13 protein-coding genes are annotated in these 16,145 nt (G+C 71.9%); 6 read left to right on the top strand and 7 right to left on the bottom strand.

The features are described 5' to 3' along the window. Window positions 1-422: 422 nt before the first annotated feature. Window positions 423-917: an ATP-binding protein gene (locus ACZ418_RS09575; protein ID WP_468360750.1), complete on the bottom strand. Its 495-nt coding sequence runs from the start codon at window positions 915-917 to the stop codon at window positions 423-425. A 198-nt stretch (window positions 918-1,115) separates the two neighbouring features. Further along, window positions 1,116-1,691, bottom strand: a complete 576-nt coding sequence (locus ACZ418_RS09570) for an HdeD family acid-resistance protein (protein WP_468359559.1) — start codon at window positions 1,689-1,691, stop codon at window positions 1,116-1,118. Between the two features lie 129 nt (window positions 1,692-1,820). On the opposite strand from ACZ418_RS09570, the gene ACZ418_RS09565 reads away from it, so the two are divergent. After that, window positions 1,821-2,576 carry an enoyl-CoA hydratase/isomerase family protein gene (locus tag ACZ418_RS09565; RefSeq protein ID WP_468359556.1) on the top strand — a complete coding sequence of 252 codons (756 nt, stop codon included), beginning with the start codon at window positions 1,821-1,823 and terminating at the stop codon, window positions 2,574-2,576. Here the strand turns inward: ACZ418_RS09565 and ACZ418_RS09560 are convergent. Beyond that, complete coding sequence (locus ACZ418_RS09560; protein WP_468359553.1) at window positions 2,563-3,198, bottom strand: DJ-1/PfpI family protein; 636 nt, start codon at window positions 3,196-3,198, stop codon at window positions 2,563-2,565. The two genes, ACZ418_RS09565 and ACZ418_RS09560, sit on opposite strands and share 14 nt — an antisense overlap. A 167-nt stretch (window positions 3,199-3,365) precedes the next feature. Then, window positions 3,366-4,325 carry a GlxA family transcriptional regulator gene (locus ACZ418_RS09555; protein ID WP_468359551.1) on the bottom strand — a complete coding sequence of 320 codons (960 nt, stop codon included), beginning with the start codon at window positions 4,323-4,325 and terminating at the stop codon, window positions 3,366-3,368. 278 nt (window positions 4,326-4,603) lie between these two features. Here ACZ418_RS09555 and ACZ418_RS09550 point away from each other — a divergent pair, with 278 nt between their 5' ends. From ACZ418_RS09550 to ACZ418_RS09540, 3 genes are all read left to right on the top strand, one after another. Next, the gene (locus ACZ418_RS09550; RefSeq protein WP_468359547.1) at window positions 4,604-7,000 is read left to right on the top strand and encodes a Tex family protein; all 2,397 of its coding nucleotides are present in this window, start codon (window positions 4,604-4,606) and stop codon (window positions 6,998-7,000) included. Window positions 7,001-7,090: 90 nt separating this feature from the next. Continuing rightward, window positions 7,091-7,666 (top strand): DinB family protein, encoded by a 576-nt coding sequence (locus ACZ418_RS09545; protein WP_468359543.1) that lies wholly within the window; start codon window positions 7,091-7,093, stop codon window positions 7,664-7,666. Between the two features lie 98 nt (window positions 7,667-7,764). Continuing rightward, window positions 7,765-8,553: a calcium-binding protein gene (locus tag ACZ418_RS09540; RefSeq protein WP_468359541.1), complete on the top strand. Its 789-nt coding sequence runs from the start codon at window positions 7,765-7,767 to the stop codon at window positions 8,551-8,553. Between the two features lie 11 nt (window positions 8,554-8,564). Here the strand turns inward: ACZ418_RS09540 and ACZ418_RS09535 are convergent, their stop codons facing one another. Continuing rightward, window positions 8,565-10,205, bottom strand: a complete 1,641-nt coding sequence (locus ACZ418_RS09535; protein ID WP_468359539.1) for an ABC-F family ATP-binding cassette domain-containing protein — start codon at window positions 10,203-10,205, stop codon at window positions 8,565-8,567. Between the two features lie 68 nt (window positions 10,206-10,273). Continuing rightward, window positions 10,274-11,305, bottom strand: a complete 1,032-nt coding sequence (locus ACZ418_RS09530; protein WP_468359537.1) for an oxidoreductase — start codon at window positions 11,303-11,305, stop codon at window positions 10,274-10,276. Window positions 11,306-11,406: 101 nt separating this feature from the next. Here ACZ418_RS09530 and ACZ418_RS09525 point away from each other — a divergent pair, with 101 nt between their 5' ends. Further along, the gene (locus ACZ418_RS09525; protein WP_468360747.1) at window positions 11,407-12,321 is read left to right on the top strand and encodes an FAD-dependent oxidoreductase; all 915 of its coding nucleotides are present in this window, start codon (window positions 11,407-11,409) and stop codon (window positions 12,319-12,321) included. 134 nt (window positions 12,322-12,455) lie between these two features. Here ACZ418_RS09525 and ACZ418_RS09520 read toward each other — a convergent pair whose 3' ends face one another. Next, entirely contained in the window at window positions 12,456-14,435 is a 1,980-nt protein-coding gene (locus ACZ418_RS09520; protein ID WP_468359534.1) for a Xaa-Pro dipeptidyl-peptidase, read from the bottom strand. Window positions 14,436-14,634: 199 nt separating this feature from the next. Between ACZ418_RS09520 and ACZ418_RS09515 the strand changes: the two genes are divergently transcribed. Continuing rightward, window positions 14,635-16,137, top strand: a complete 1,503-nt coding sequence (locus ACZ418_RS09515; RefSeq protein ID WP_468359531.1) for a M1 family metallopeptidase — start codon at window positions 14,635-14,637, stop codon at window positions 16,135-16,137. The last annotated feature ends 8 nt before the right edge of the window (window positions 16,138-16,145 follow it).

The following is a 16,145-nucleotide window of genomic DNA, read 5'->3' as shown; positions in this document are numbered from 1 at the left end:
GGCCATGGGTCACAGCAGCCCCGCCACCTGCCGGGTCCTCACGCACACCGGCCTGAGGTTTCGCGGTCCGCCGACCTGCAGCCCTACGTCACTCCCACCAACCCGCAGTCTCACCCCGCCTGCGGTTCGGCAACCTCGCCGACCTCGGGCGCACTCGCCGCCTGCCCCCGGTCGCCACGCACACCGGCCTGCCGTTCCACGGTCCCGCCGACCTGCAGCGCTATGGCAGTCCCGCCGCCCTGCGGGGCCGACCGCCTGCGGTTCGGCAACCTCGCCGCCTGACCGGTCGCCGCACACACCGGCCTGCCGTTCCACGGTCCCGCCGACCTGCAGCGTTATGGCAGTCCCGCCGATCTGCGGGGCCGACCGGCCTGCGTTCAGTGGTCACGCCGACCCGGGCCGTGGCCGCCTCGCCGTCTTAGCTACAGGAGCGTCGCGGGCTTGAGCGGCAGGGCGGCCCAGATCACCTTGCCGCCGCTCGCGGTGTGCTCCACGTCGACCGTCCCGCCCGCCTCCCGCGCCACCTCGCGGACCAGCAGCAGGCCCCGGCCACCGGTCTGGCCGTGGTCGGCCTCCAGGGCCGTCGGACGGTAGGGATGGTTGTCCTCCACGGACACCCGCACCCACTCGGCCCCGACGGCGACCTCCACGGCCAGCATCGGCGACAGCAGCGCCGCGTGCCGGACAGCGTTGGTGACCAGCTCCGAGACGATCAGCAGCAGGCCGTACACCAGCTCGTCGGAGACCGGCACGCCCTGGCGCAGCAGCAGGTCCCGTACGGCGTGCCGGGCCTGCGGGACCGAGGCGTCCACCGCGGCGGCGGTGAACCGCCAGACGCCTTCGTACGGCAGTGGATCGGGCAGCCGCTCGGCGCCCCCCGCTGGGCGCGGTCCGTCCCCGCGCCCGTGGTTGTCCATCGTCCGGTCGCCACCCTCGCGCTCGATTGTCACCACACGTCGAGTGTTGGTAACGATGCGCTCCGACCCCCAGGACTGAACACAAGTCAGCGGGTATCGAGCGGTTTCTGACCGAGTGCGTATGACACGGTCACGTGTGGGACTGTTCCTGTCGCCCGGACGCCGGTTCGCGAACTAATCGGGTCGTACGGGTTTGGGCTACCCCCGCTGGGAGACGAGCCCGACGACACGGCTCCCGCCGTAGCCGGTGGCCACGAGGCCGAGGCCGTCGAAGAGCAGGGCGAGCGAGAAGAAGGCACCGATGACGTACTGACTGCTGCTCGGCCACGAGCCGAGCACCAGGATCCCGAGCAGCAGGTCGAAGGCGCCGAGCAGCAGCGTCCAGCCGAGCTGCGGTCCGCGCACGACCAGGCCGCCGACCAGCCGGAAGAGGCCCGCGGAGAGGAACAGCAGCGCGGCGAACATGGTGAGCGCGGCCGCCGCCGCGTGCGGCAGGCGGATGACGACGACGCCGGCCGCGATGTTCAGGGCGGCGACGATGACACCGAGCCAGAAGAAGCTGGTGCCGCGGGCCTGGATCGCGTGCACCAGACCGACGATCCCGCCGATCAGCAGCAGCCAGCCGAAGAGCAGCATCGAGGTGAGCGTGGCGACCCCGGTGTAGACGAGTCCGACGATCCCGGCGAGCACGAGGAGCACACCGAGCGCGGTGAGCAGGCTGAAGCCACGGTGGAGTTTCGTCGCGCCGTCTCTGCGTGTGCCGGCCCTGGCCATCGCCACCTCCTCGGTCCACGCCGCCTGCCACCCCCTCCCTCTTTGTCCCCATTGGGCAGGTTTCGTAACGTGCCGCGTCTGCCGACCCGCGCTCTCCGGGCCCGCCGGACCCCCCGATACGATCCGCGCATGGAGCCCCAGCTGTCGCACCGCATCGAAGGCGCTGTCGCCACCGTCGTCATCCGCAACCCGGCCAAGCGCAACGCCATGACGGCCGCGATGTGGCGGGCCCTCCCGCCGCTGCTGGACGAGTTGGAGCACGACCCCGTCGTACGGGCACTGGTGCTCACCGGTGCGGGCGGAACCTTCTGCGCGGGCGCGGACATCAGCACGCTCCAGGGCTCCCCCGAGGAGGCACAGGGACTCGCCGTGGCCGCCGAGGAGGCGCTCGCCGCGTTCCCCAAGCCGACCGTGGCCGCCGTGCGCGGACACTGCGTGGGCGGCGGCGCACAGCTCGCCGCGGCCTGCGACCTGCGACTGGCGGAGGAGGGCGCGCTGTTCGGCGTGACTCCGGCGCGGCTCGGCATCGTCTATCCGGCCTCCTCAACCCGTCGGCTGGTGTCGCTGGTGGGTCCGGCCACCGCGAAGTACCTGTTGTTCACGGCCGAGTTGATCGACGCCGGGCGGGCGCTCGCCACCGGGCTGGTGGACGAGGTGCTGCCGGAGGGCGAACTGGACAAGCGGGTCGCCGAGTTGGCGCGGGTCCTGGTCTCCCGCTCGCAGCTGACCCAGGCCGCCGCGAAGGAGTTCGCGGGCGGCCGTACCGACCGGGACGCCCACTGGGCGCGGGCGGCCCGCGGCAACCCCGACACCGCGGAAGGGGTCGCCGCGTTCCTGGAGCGCCGGCAGCCGCGGTTCACGTGGAGCGTGTCTACTTCAGGATGAAACGGCTCCGCGCCCGCAACTGCTCGACGAGGTGGGCGGGGGCCTTGCGCGGGGAGCCGGCGGCGTAGGGCGGCTGCGGGTCGTACTCCGTGGCGAGCTGGAGGGCCTGGGCGTGTTCGTCGTCGGCGATGCGGCCGGCCAGGGTGAGGGCCATGTCGATGCCGGCGGAGACACCGGCCGCGGTGACGTACTTTCCGTCCGACACCACCCGCTCCTCGGCCGGTTCGGCGCCGAACCGCTTCAGCTGGTCGAGCGCCAGCCAGTGGGAGGTCGCACGCCGGCCCTCCAGCAGGCCTGCGGCGGCCAGCAGCAGCGACCCCGTGCACACCGAGGTGGTCCAGGTGCTGGTCGCGTCGACATCGCGCAGCCAGTCCAGCAGGGGCCGGTGCTCCATCAGGTCGCTCTGCCCCGGGCCGCCCGGGACGACCACGAGGTCCGGCCGCGTCACCTCGGCCAGCGAACGGTCGGCGACGACCCCGAGCGCACGGGTGTCGGTGCGGACGGGACCGGTGCGTTCGGCGACGAACACGGTCTCGGCACCGGGGAGGCGGGAGAGGATCTCGTAGGGGCCGACGGCGTCGAGGGCGGTGAACCGGTCGTAGACGACGATGGCGATCTGCATGGGGTGTCCCTTCGGTGAACGTCCGTGCTGAAGTCGTTGGGCGGGCGCGGCGGAGTATCAGGGGCGATGTGGGGCCTCGACGGGCAAGGGCCGATGCGGGCGTCCGTCGGCGACGGCCTGTTCGGTGGGCCGTCGCCGGGCGCAGAACGTCGGTGCCGGCGGCCGGCTCAGGGGGCCGCGGCCGGGCGGAAGCGGCGGCGGTATTCGGCCGGGGGCGTGGCGAGGGTCTTGATGAAGGCGCGGCGCATGGCCTCGGGGGTGCCGTAGCCGCTGGAGCGGGCGACCTCCTCGATGTTGTCGGGGGTGTCCTCCAGCAGGCGGCGGGCGTGTTCCAGGCGGACCCGGTCGACGTAGCGGCCGGGGGTCATGCCGGTCTCCTCGCGGAAGGCGCGTGCGAAGTGGCGTGGTGAAAGCCGGGCGCGGGCGGCGAGCGCGTCGATCGTCAGGTCGTCGGCCGGGTGCTCGGCGATCCAGCGCTGGACCTCGCGCAGCGGTGTGCGCTGCGCGGTCTGCGCGGCGAGCTGGGCACTGAACTGCGCCTGGTTGCCGGGCCGGCGCAGGAACACCACCAGATGCCGGGCGACGGCGAGCGCGACATCCCGGTCCAGGTCCTCCTCGACCAGGGCGAGGGCCAGGTCGATGCCGGAGGTCACCCCGGCCGAGGTGGCGACGTGCCCGTCCCGGACGTAGATGGGCTCCGGATCCACGGCGACCGCCGGGTGGTCGCGGGCGAGCTTGTCGCAGTAGGCCCAGTGGGTCGTCGCCCGGCGGCCGTCGAGGAGTCCGGCGGCGGCGACCAGGATGGCGCCCGTGCACACCGAGACCAGGCGCGGGACGCGCGGTCCGCGGGCGCGCAGCCAGTCGATCACCTGGGGGTCGGGGTGGCGCGTGCCCTCGCCGCCGGGCACCAGCAGGGTGTGCGGGTCGGCGGTGGTGGTGAGCGCCTCGTCCGGTACGAGGGTCAGGCCGCTGGAGGTGCGCACCGGTCCGCCGTCCAGCGAGGCCGTACGGACCCGGTAGGTGCCCGGCGTGTGCTTCTCGGCACCCGCGAACACCTCCAGAGGGCCGGTGACGTCGAGGCTCTGGACGCCGTCGAAGAGGACGAAGAGGAGCGTGCGCTGCGGCATGTCCTCGATTCTTCGCCCCCGGATTCACGGCCGCAATGACGTGTTTCCCACCTTTTCTGCCATGGCCGGGTGTGACCACCGGTCGGTGAGGCTGCCAGGACCCCGGTAGTCCGGCGGGAGGAGATCTGTTCGGCGGGGCCTCGTCCGCCGCGCGGGAGCCGGGCCTATAAACGGCCCGGCACCCCGGCGGCCCGCCGGGGTGCCGCCCTGATCCCCGGTTGTCGGTGTCACCTGCCACAATTGCCGCGCAACCTCAGTGGAGAAGGCGGTACGGGATCGTGACGACACCCGGATCCATCGGAGCAGGATCCATCGAAGGCAGGATCGCCGAGGAACTCGGCGTACGGGAGCGGCAGGTGAAGGCCGCGGTGGAACTGCTCGACGGCGGTTCGACGGTGCCCTTCATCGCCCGCTACCGCAAGGAAGCGACCGAGATGCTCGACGACGCGCAACTGCGCACGATCGAGGAGCGGCTGCGCTATCTGCGGGAGCTGGAGGAGCGGCGGACGGCGATCCTGGAGTCGGTGCGCGAGCAGGGCAAGCTGACCGACGAGCTGGAGGCGCGCATCCGCGGCGCCGAGACCAAGGCGCGGCTGGAGGACATCTACCTCCCCTACAAGCCCAAGCGGCGTACCAAGGCGCAGATCGCGCGCGAGGCGGGCCTGGAGCCGCTGGCGGAGGGCCTGCTGGGCGACCCGACGGTGGAGCCGCTCGCGGCCGCAGCCGCGTTCGTGGACGCCGGCAAGGGGGTCGCCGACCCACAGGCCGCGCTGGAGGGCGCGCGGGCGATCCTCACCGAGCGGTTCTCGGAGGACGCCGACCTGATCGGCGAGCTGCGCGAGCGCATGTGGGTGCGCGGGCGGCTGGCCGCGAAGGTGCGGGAGGGCAAGGAGGAGGCGGGCGCGAAGTTCGCCGACTACTTCGACTTCGCCGAGCCGTTCACCGAGCTGCCCTCGCACCGGATCCTGGCGATGCTGCGCGGCGAGAAGGAGGAGGTCCTGGACCTCGTGCTGGAGCCGGAGGAGCCGGCCGAGTCCTCATCGGTTCCGTCGTCGTACGAGAGCATCGTCGCGAACCGGTTCGGGATCGCCGACCGGGGCCGCCCCGCCGACAAGTGGCTGACGGACACCGTCCGCTGGGCCTGGCGCACCCGCATCCTCGTCCACCTCGGCATCGACCTGCGGCTGCGGCTGCGGACGGCCGCCGAGGACGAGGCGGTGAACGTCTTCGCGGCGAACCTGCGCGACCTGCTGCTGGCCGCTCCGGCCGGCACCCGGGCGACGCTGGGCCTGGACCCCGGTTTCCGTACGGGCGTCAAGGTCGCCGTGGTCGACGCGACCGGCAAGGTCGTCGCCACGGACGTGATCTATCCGCACGTCCCGGCCAACAAGTGGGACGAGGCGATCGCCAAGCTCGCGCGGCTCGCCAGGGAGCACGCGGTGGAGCTGGTCGCGATCGGCAACGGCACGGCCTCCCGCGAGACCGACAAGCTCGCCGCCGAACTGATCTCCAGGCACCCGGAGCTGAAGCTCACCAAGGTGATGGTGTCCGAGGCGGGCGCGTCGGTGTACTCGGCCTCGCAGTACGCCTCGCAGGAACTGCCGGACATGGACGTGTCGCTGCGCGGCGCGGTCTCCATCGCCCGTCGGCTGCAGGACCCGCTGGCCGAGCTGGTGAAGATCGACCCCAAGTCGATCGGCGTCGGCCAGTACCAGCACGACCTGTCCGAGGTGAAGCTGTCCCGCTCGCTGGACGCGGTGGTGGAGGACTGTGTGAACGGCGTCGGCGTGGACGTCAACACCGCGTCCGTTCCGCTGCTCTCCCGGGTGTCGGGCATCTCCTCCGGTCTCGCCGAGAACATCGTGGCGCACCGGCACGCCAACGGCCCGTTCCGGTCCCGCGGGGAGCTGAAGAAGGTGGCGCGGCTCGGCCCGAAGGCGTACGAGCAGTGCGCGGGCTTCCTGCGCATCCGGGGCGGCGACGACCCGCTGGACGCCTCCAGCGTGCACCCCGAGGCCTACCCGGTGGTTCGCCGCATGGTGAAGACCACCGGCCAGGAGGTCGCCTCCCTCATCGGCAACACCGGTGTGCTGCGCTCGCTGAGGCCCGCCGACTTCGTGGACGACACGTTCGGTCTGCCGACCGTGACGGACATCCTGAAGGAGCTGGAGAAGCCGGGGCGTGACCCGCGTCCCGCCTTCAAGACGGCCACCTTCAAGGAGGGCGTGGAGAAGATCTCCGACCTGTCCGCCGGGATGATCCTGGAGGGCGTGGTGACGAACGTGGCCGCGTTCGGCGCGTTCGTGGACGTCGGCGTCCACCAGGACGGCCTGGTGCACGTCTCGGCAATGTCCAGGACGTTCGTCAAGGACCCGCGCGAGGTCGCCAAGCCGGGTGACATCGTCAAGGTGAAGGTCCTCGACGTGGACATCCCGCGCAAGCGGATCGCGCTGACCCTGCGCCTGGACGACGAGGCCGCGCCGCAGGGTCAGGGCGGCGGCCGGCAGCAGCGCGGTGGCGGCGCCCGGCCGCCCCAGCAGCGACAGGGCGGTGGCCAGGGCCGGCGTGAGGGCCGTGGCGGCGACCGGGGCGGCCGCCAGGCGCCGCCGCCGGCCAACAGCGCCATGGCCGACGCGTTGCGGCGGGCCGGTCTGCTGGATCCGAAGAAGCGCTGACGGGTGGGGTCCGGGCCGGGCGAGCCGATCGTCCGGCCCGGACCCGCAAAACCGGGTGCCCGGAGATCACCTGGTTGCCAGACTCACCCCATGACCGTCACGGATCCCAAGCACGACCTCCAGGTGTATCTGCAGGACGCCCGCCATGTCCTGCTGTGGAAGCTCGAGGGCCTGTCGGAGTACGACGTACGGCGCCCCCTGACCCCCACGGGGACCAATCTGCTGGGACTGGTCAAGCACCTCACCGGCGCCGAAGCCCTGTACTTCGGCGCGGCCTACGGCCGTCCCTTCGACGGCACGCCCCTGTGGATCACCGGGGACGCGGAACCCAACGCCGACCTGTGGGCCCGGCCGGACGAGAGCCGCCAGGACATCGTCGGCCGGTACCGCGCCGCCTGGGCGCACTCCGACGAGACCATCGCCTCACTGCCCCTGGACGCGGTGGGGCGGATACCGGGGGACGAGGGCAGGGAGGTGACGCTGCACCACAGCCTCACCCACATGGTCGCCGAGACCCAGCGGCACGCCGGGCACGCCGACATCGTGCGGGAGCTGATCGACGGGGCGACGGGGCAGCGGCCGGACGGCACCAACATGGCGCCCGGCGACCGGGCCGCTTGGGCGGCGCACCGGGAGCGGGTGCAGCGGGCGGCCGAGAAGGCTTGACGGAAACGTCTGTTGAGAAATCGGCCGGATCACTAGCATTCGATCGGTTTCGACTTCCGCCTGCTTCCGGGCGAAGACTCATTCTCATGGGGGGACACATGTTCAGACGTTCCGCCGTTGCGGCCCTGTCGGGCGCACTGGCACTGTCGGCCTTCACCGTGACGGCCGCCCAGGCCGACTCCGGCGACGGTGACACGCAGGTTCTGCTGGCCGTCGTCAACGGCGGCCAGCCGGTCGTGCTGGGCGCGATGACGAAGAAGACGGTCACCCTCAGCATCAGCGCGAGCGACAACTCGGGGATCAAGGACGCCTACGGCTGGCTCTACCACGGCTCGTTCGACAACCCCGACGGCTTCGCCGGCCCCGGTTCCGACACTCCGCTGACGTGCACCCCGGTCTCCGGAAGCACCACCACATCGACCTGCACCGCCAGCATCGTCATCGACCCGAACGCGATGCTCATCAACGCCAACGCCGGTACCTGGCACATCTGGACGTCCGTGGACGCCAACGACTCCGACTACGTCAACACGGAGAACGCGGGCACCTTCCTGATGAAGCGTGCCGCCAAGCTGACCGTCGACGCCTCCCCCGAGCCGGTGGCCGCGGGTGCCACGATCACCGTCAAGGGCGCGCTGACGCGCGCCGACTGGGGCAAGGGCGGCACCTACAGCGGCTACGCGGGCCAGTCGGTGAAGCTCCAGTTCCGCAAGGCCGGCACCACGACGTACAGCACCGTGAAGACGGTGACCAGCGGCACCGGCGGCGCTCTCAAGACCACGGCGACGGCCACCGCGGACGGCTACTGGCGCTGGAGCTTCGCCGGGACCGGCACGACCGGCCCGGCCAAGGCCTCCGGCGACTACGTCGACGTCACCACAGGCTGACCCGGCGGTCCCTAGCGCTCCGTCACCTTCCCGTCCGCGACCTCCAGCCGCCTGGTCACCCGGACCGCGTCCAGCATGCGCCGGTCGTGGGTGACCAGCAGCAGGGTGCCCTCGTAGGAGTCGAGGGCGGACTCCAGCTGTTCGATGGCGGGCAGGTCGAGGTGGTTCGTCGGCTCGTCCAGGACGAGGAGGTTCACTCCCCGTCCCTGGAGCAACGCGAGGGCGGCGCGGGTGCGTTCGCCCGGGGAGAGGGTCGCGGCCGGGCGCAGCACGTGGTCGGACTTCAGGCCGAACTTGGCGAGCAGGGTGCGGACCTCGACCGGCTCGGTGTCGGGGACGGCCGCGTGGAACGCGTCCAGCAGGGTCTCGGGGCCGTGGAAGAGCTTGCGGACCTGGTCGACCTCGCCGACCAGGACGCCCGAGCCGAGCGCCGCATGCCCCGAGTCGAGCGGGACACGGCCGAGCAGCGCGCCCAGCAGGGTGGACTTGCCGGCGCCGTTGGCCCCGGTGACCGCGACCCGGTCGGCCCAGTCGATCTGCAGGGACACCGGCCCGAAGGTGAAGTCGCCGCGCCGGACCTCGGCGTCCCGCAGCGTCGCCACGACCGCTCCGGAGCGCGGGGCGGCGGCGATCTCCATGCGCAGTTCCCACTCCTTGCGCGGCTCCTCGACCGCCTCCAGGCGCTCGATCATGCGCTGGGTCTGCCGCGCCTTGGCCGCCTGCTTCTCGCTGGCCTCGCTGCGGAACTTACGGCCGATCTTGTCGTTGTCGTTGCCTGCCTTGCGCCGGGCGTTCTTCACGCCCTTGTCCATCCAGGCCCGCTGCGTCTGTGCGCGGTCCTGGAGGGCAGCCCTCTTGTCGGCGTACTCCTCGTAATCCTCGCGTGCGTGCCGCCGGGCGACCTCGCGCTCCTCCAGATAGGCCTCGTAGCCGCCGCCGTAGAGGTTGATCTGCCGCTGGGCCAGGTCGAGTTCGAGGACCTTGGTGACCGTGCGGGTGAGGAACTCGCGGTCGTGGCTGACGACGACCGTGCCGGCACGCAGCCCGGTGACGAAGCGTTCCAGGCGCTCCAGGCCGTCGAGGTCGAGGTCGTTGGTGGGCTCGTCCAGGAGGAAGACGTCGTAGCGGGACAGCAGGAGCGAGGCAAGCCCGGCGCGGGCCGCCTGGCCGCCGGACAGCGCGGTCATCGGCTGGTCCAGGTCGACGGCGAGGCCGAGCGAGTCGGCGATTTCCTCCGCACGCTCCTCCAGGTCGGCGCCGCCGAGGCCGAGCCAGCGCTCCAGCGCGGTCGCGTAGGCGTCGTCGGCACCGGGTGACCCGTCCACGAGCGCCTGAGTGGCCTCGTCCATGACGCGCTGGGCCTCGGCGACACCCGTACGACGGGCCAGGAACTCCCGGACGGTCTCCCCCGGCCTGCGCTCCGGCTCCTGCGGCAGATGACCGACGGTCGCGGCCGGCGGGGACAGCCGCAGCTCGCCCTGTTCGGGTGGGGTGAGTCCGGCGAGCAGGTTCAGCAGGGTGGACTTGCCCGCGCCGTTGGCACCGACGAGACCGATCACGTCGCCGGGCGCGACGACGAGGTCCAGCCCGGAGAAGAGGGAACGGTCACCGTGCCCGGCGGCGAGGTTCTTGGCGACGAGGGTGGCAGTCATCAGGAGGCCGATCCTAATGGGCCCGCCCCCGCGCCTCAGCCACGTTTCCGGCGACCCCGCACCGCGCCTCAGCCCCGCTTTCCTCCGGTGACCGGTGCCGTGAGCACGCCTCCCGTCGTGCGGGCGACGACGTACGCCTCCCCCTTGACCGCCTTCGGGTCCAGCGGGACGCGGTGCCGGCCGGGCTCCAGGACGCCGTCGAACAGCTCGCGGGTATGGGTGCGGTAGAGCCGGTCGAGGCGGTAGGCGGTGATCCGTACCCGGCAGGCCGAGGTCACCTCGACGTGCGCGGCGCCGTCGGCGGCGGCCAGCCCCACGAGCCGGCGCTGCGGGAGCGGGCTGCGGTCGAGGGCGTGCTCGATCTGGGCGACCAGCAGCGGCACGATCGGGGCCAGACCGTCCACGCGGGCGATGTCGACCCCGGCGCGCTCGAAGGCCTCCAGTACGGCGGCCCGGTCGGCCTCCCCGACCGCGCGGCCGAAGGCGACCGCGCCGTAACCGCGCAGTTCCTCCGCGGGGACGGCCCGGGCGTCCTGGGTGATGTCGGCGCCGATCCCGATGGTGCGCAGCGCGGCGGCCAGCTTGGCCAGCACAGCGACCCGGGCGCCGATCAGCAGCACCCGCCGACGGGGCTCGGAGCCGCCCTGCATCAGGGCGCCGAGTGCGGCGCGGTACTCGGCGCCCCGGAAGCGGAACGGCCCTATGCCGTGGTAGCCGTTCAGCTCCAGGTCGGCGTGCTCGTCCGTCTGCCAGGCGAAGTCCCGCCAGACGTAGTCGTCGCCGTCGCGCTCGATGACGGCGGTGACCGCCCCGCAGGCCAGGTCGGCGCAGTCGGGGCAGCCGTAGATGACGAACCGGCCGTCCGGGAGCGGCGGTTCGGCCTCCAGGAGCAGTGCGCGCACCTGCTCGGTGAAGATGGCGGGCGGAATGTCCGAGGCGAGCGGGGAGACGGCGTCGAGGTCGGACAGCCGGAACAGCAGCGGACGGCCGTCCACGACGAAGTCCACGAAGTCGCGGTGGACCTGGTAGCCGCCGTCGGCGAGCACACCGCCGGCGCGGATCGCCGGTGCCAGACCGAAGGTCACGTATGCGGCAGACATGCTGTGAGTATCCCCACACCGGCACCGATGTGATCGCAGCATGACAGAGTCTTCCGGACAGAGCCTATCGTCCTGGCGTGAACAGCGAGCCGAGTGACGAAGTGATCGTGGTCGGGAGCGGGATCGCCGGGCTGACGACGGCCGTGGTCCTGGCGGAGTCCGGGCGCCGGGTGCGGGTGTGGGCACGGGAGCCCGCCGAGCGTTCGACCTCGGCGGTCGCCGGCGGCCTGTGGTGGCCGTACCGCATCGAACCCGAGCCTCTGGTCGGTGCGTGGGCGCTCGCGTCCCTCGCCGTGTACGAGGAGTTGGCGGACCGGCCGGAGGAGACGGGCGTACGCCTGGTCGACGGCGTACACCGGGGGACCCGGCTGGACGAACTGGGCACCTGGGCGGGCCGGGTGGCCGGCTTGCGGGCGGTGGCCGACGGTCTCGCGGCGCGACTGCCGGTGATCGACATGCCGGTGCATCTGGCGTGGCTGCGGGAGCGGCTGGCGAAGGCCGGAGGCGCGGCCGAGGTGCGCGAGGTGACCGACCTCGCCGCGGTGCCCGCGCGGGTGGTGGTCAACTGCACGGGTCTGGGCGCGCGTTCCCTGGTGCCGGATCCCGCGGTGCGTCCGGTGCGCGGGCAGCTGGTGGTCGTGGAGAACCCCGGGATCACGACCTGGTTCACCTCCGTCGACCACTCCTCCGCCGCGTCCACGTACTTCATCCCGCAGCCGGGCGGGCTGCTGCTCGGCGGTACGGCGGAGGAGGACGACTGGTCCCTGGAGCCGGACCCGGCCACCGCGGCGGCGATCGTGGCCCGGTGCGCGGCGGTCCGGCCGGAGATCGCGCAGGCGCGCGTGCTGGGCCACCGCGTGGGACTGCGCCCGGCCCGGGACGCGGTACGACTGGAACGGCAGCCGCTGCCGGGCGGCCGTGTGCTGGTGCACAACTACGGGCACGGCGGGGCCGGAATCACGGTGGCGTGGGGCTGTGCACGGGAGGCGGCCGGGCTGGCGTTCCCGGCCGCCTGAACGGTGGCATGGGGGCCGCGCCCCCGAAGGGGCGCGGGGCTGTACCGATGTGCGGCTCCGCCGCGTGGGCGCGACCAGCGACGACGAACCCGCAGGCGCCGGACGGCCCAAGCCACGCAGTGACCCGGCGTCGGTCAGTTCGCCGGAATGTGCTGGGTGGCGTGCGGTGCACGGACGCCGGTCAGCCGTGCCGGGGCGGGAGCCATGGCCGTCGTACCACCGGTGGCCCGGGCGAGCGCCGGAGCGCCGCCGACCAGCGGCAGGGACGCCGTCGTACCGGACAGATCGACCGTGAGAGTCGGCTTCGTGGACGGCGGGTCGATGAGGTCCTTGTCCGTGCCCGCGATGATCAGGGCCAGGCGGTGGCCCTTCGGGACGACGTGGTCGGTGGCCGCCAGACGGAGAGTCATCGTGTACGCCTTGCCCGGGGTGAGCGGGACGCCCTTGGCCAGGGAGGCGTAGTGGCCGAGGTCGGCCCAGCCGCGGCTGAACACGGTGTAGTCGACCTTGGCCGTCTTGGCCGCCGTCTCCTTGAAGCAGGCGCTGTCCCCGGCCGTGCTCTCGCCCCAGCACGTGCGGTTGGTGAGGGTGGTGATGCCCTCGTGGCTGTCGGCGTAGTCCCGGATGGTGTCCGGGCCGAGGTCGACCAGGACGGCGGACAGGTGGGCCGAGGTGGTGGTCGGTGTCGCGGTCACCGTCACCGTGGACGAGCCGGACAGGCGCAGGTCGCGGGTGAGCGGCGCGGTGAGGAAGCCGGCCTTCTCCGGGGTCGGCGTGGTGAGGTGGGCCGCCCAGTCGGTCTCGCTCAGCTTCGGGTCGTCGGTGAAGGTCTCGGTGCCGGTGGCCGGGCGCAGGCCGAGCGTGCCGACGCCCGCCTGGGTGCCGGGAGCCGGGTGCACAACGGTGGTACGGGTGGTCTGCGGGGGCCAGACGCGGGAGGTGACCCACTGGTCGGGGTGGCGTTCGAGGTCGGCCATCGGCTCGCGGTCGATGCCGTTGCCGTAGCCGAGGAGTTCATGGTCGAACCAGCGGTGCAGGGTGTCGACCCAGGCGCCGCGCCGGTAGTCGAAGGGGTCGACATGGCCGGTCTGGGACAGCCAGATCTTGCGGTGCACACCGTGCTTCGCCAGCGCGTCCCACCACTGGCCGAAGTGCTTGGTGCGGACGTTGAGGTCCTGCATGCCGTGCACCAGGAACACGCTGGCGCGCACCTTGGCCGCGTCCTTGACGTAGTCCCGCTCGGTCCACAGCGACGTCCAGTCGCCGCTGCGCGGGCTGCCGTCGGCGAGTCTCTTCTGTTCGGCGGCGCAGTGGGCGTGCGCCGCGTCGCTCTCGACGTAACCGGCCAGTTCGTCGGGGCCGCCGTCGTACAGCGGGGCGCCCTGCGCGAAGTAGTAGTCGTACCAGGAGGAGATGGCGCTGATCGGGACGATCGTCTTCAGGCCCTTGACGCCCGTGGCGGCGACGCCGTTGGCGATCGTGCCGTCCCAGCTCTTGCCGATCATGCCGGTCCGGCCGTTGGTCCAGGTGGCTGTGACGGTCTTCGTCCCGGTCCGGCTCGTGTACGCCTTGGCGCGGCCGTTCAGCCAGTCGACGACGGCCTTCGCGGACTGGATGTCGGAGCGGCCGCCGACGTCGACACAGCCGTCGGATCGGTTGGTGCCGGCGAGGTCGACGCCCACGAAGGCGTAACCGCGGGGAACGAAGTAGTTGTCGTAGAAAAGTGGCATCTGGACGACGTGCCCCTGCGCGTCGTACGTCTTGACCTGGCTCTCGTTGCCGCGTCCGCAGCAGGAGTAGTAGGGGCTGGCGTCCATGATGACGGGCACCTTGCGGCCCTGGCGGGCGGGTTCGGCGGGCCGGACGATGTCGGCGGCGACGCGGTCGGCGTGGCCGTCGCCGTCCTCGTCGAGCCCCGTGTCCACCCATACGGACTCGCGGACGGCGTGGGCGTAGGAGTAGACGGGCCGGCTCTCGCGCGGCGCCCGGCTCGCGCCGGTGGCGGCCTGTGCGGCGGACGGGGTGACGAAGGCGGCCGTCAGGATGGCGACGACCGCGGTCGCGAGCGCTCTCCAGATCGTGAAGCGCGTGCGGATGAGGGTGCGAATCGGCATGCCCGGACGGTACTCCGGTCAACTCCCGCTACAGAAGGGGACTTCACGGCACTCCGCAGGCACGTGACGGCCGAATGGCGATCGTGTGACAGCGGGGGTCATGGACAGGTCAGGGGCCACAGGGACTGAATAGGCTCCGAACGGCTTTCCCCGAAGGACCTTCCGAACGGACTTGAAGTCCCGACGACTTGGAGCTGACGTGCACCGCAGAATCATCGCGCCGGGCGCACTCGCGGCGGCCTCCCTCCTGCTGGCGATCCCGGCATCGGCCGCGAGCTTCTCCCCCGGCGCGCCGGGCATCGGCGACCCCTACTACCCGTACTACGGCAACGGCGGCTACGACGTCTCCCACTACGACCTGAGGCTGCAGTACCGGCCGACGACGGACCAGTTGCAGGGCACGGCGACGATCCTGGCGCGGACCACCCAGGACCTGTCCAGTTTCGACCTGGACTTCCTGCTGGACGTGAGCGAGGTGCGGGTCAACGGCACCAAGGCCGCCTTCACCACCTCCGGGCAGCACGAGCTGGTGATCACGCCGAGGACGCCGCTGGCCAAGGGCACGCCGATCACGGTGGTGGTCCGCTACAGCGGGGTGCCGTCGACGAAGAGCGCCTATGGCTTCAACACGTGGCACCGCACGCCCGACGGCGCGGTCGCGGCCGACGAGCCCGAGGCCGCCTGGTGGTGGTTCCCGAGCAACGACCACCCGAGCGACAAGGCCACCTACGACGTGTCGGTGGCCGTGCCGGACGGCACCCAGGCCCTCTCCAACGGCACGCTGCAGTCGACCAGTTCGAAGCTGGGCTGGACCCGCTACAACTGGCGGCAGAACAAGCCGCAGGCGACCTATCTGGCCACCCTCGCCATCGGGAAGTTCGACATCACGACCGGCACCTCCGACGGCGGGGTGCCGGTCGTCAACGCCTACAGCAAGGACCTCGGCGACAACGACGGGGCCGCGCGGGCGAGCGTGGAGCGCACCGGGGAGATCGTCGACTGGCTCAGCGGCTACTTCGGGCCGTATCCGTTCAGCACGGCCGGCGGATACGTGCCGAACACCACCACCGGGTACGCGTTGGAGACCCAGACCCGCGTCTACTACAGCCCGAAGCAGTTCGCGAACGGCTCCAACACCTCGGTGGTCGTGCACGAGCTGGCCCACCAGTGGTACGGCGACGACGTGTCGCTGAAGGGCTGGAAGGACATCTGGATCAACGAGGGCTTCGCCCGGTACGCGCAGTGGCTGTGGTCGGAGCACGAGGGCGAGGGGACCACGCAGGAACTCGCCGACTACGTCTACAGCTCCCATCCGGCCGATGACGCGTTCTGGACGGTCAAGCCCGGCGACCCCGGCCCCGACGACCAGTTCGACATCGCCGTCTACGACCGCGGGGCGCTCGCCATCCAGGCGCTGCGCAACGAGATCGGTGACGACGCGTTCTTCCGCATTCTGAAGGGCTGGCCGCAGGAGCACGCGTACGGCAACGCCTCAGTGGCCGACTTCCAGAAGTACGCCGAGCAGGTCTCCGGCAAGCCCCTCGCGGCGCTGTTCGACACCTGGCTGTTCCAGCCGTCGAAGCCGGCCGCGTCCGCCGCACGCGCCGCGTCCCCGGCGAAGGCGGACACGGCGGTGACCCAGCCGAAGTCGTGGAAGAAGATCGAGGCGACGAACGACATCCACGCCGCGCACGCGCACTGATCCCCGCA

This window comes from Streptomyces sp. NPDC030820, assembly GCF_055572075.1.
The sequence above is the reverse complement of the archived record's forward strand: the minus strand, read 5'-3'. Positions and strand labels throughout refer to the sequence as shown.

Bases quoted from the DNA above. Each gene is read 5' to 3' on its own strand.
- ACZ418_RS09565 (WP_468359556.1), top strand. From the start codon at position 1,821: ATGGAGCCCCAGCTGTCGCACCGCATCGAAGGCGCTGTCGCCACCGTC.
- ACZ418_RS09530 (WP_468359537.1), bottom strand. From the start codon at position 11,305: ATGTCTGCCGCATACGTGACCTTCGGTCTGGCACCGGCGATCCGCGCC.
- ACZ418_RS09555 (WP_468359551.1), bottom strand. From the start codon at position 4,325: ATGCCGCAGCGCACGCTCCTCTTCGTCCTCTTCGACGGCGTCCAGAGC.
- ACZ418_RS09535 (WP_468359539.1), bottom strand. From the start codon at position 10,205: ATGACTGCCACCCTCGTCGCCAAGAACCTCGCCGCCGGGCACGGTGAC.
- ACZ418_RS09560 (WP_468359553.1), bottom strand. From the start codon at position 3,198: ATGCAGATCGCCATCGTCGTCTACGACCGGTTCACCGCCCTCGACGCC.
- ACZ418_RS09575 (WP_468360750.1), bottom strand. From the start codon at position 917: ATGGACAACCACGGGCGCGGGGACGGACCGCGCCCAGCGGGGGGCGCC.
- ACZ418_RS09520 (WP_468359534.1), bottom strand. From the start codon at position 14,435: ATGCCGATTCGCACCCTCATCCGCACGCGCTTCACGATCTGGAGAGCG.
- ACZ418_RS09540 (WP_468359541.1), top strand. From the start codon at position 7,765: ATGTTCAGACGTTCCGCCGTTGCGGCCCTGTCGGGCGCACTGGCACTG.
- ACZ418_RS09570 (WP_468359559.1), bottom strand. From the start codon at position 1,691: ATGGCCAGGGCCGGCACACGCAGAGACGGCGCGACGAAACTCCACCGT.
- ACZ418_RS09545 (WP_468359543.1), top strand. From the start codon at position 7,091: ATGACCGTCACGGATCCCAAGCACGACCTCCAGGTGTATCTGCAGGAC.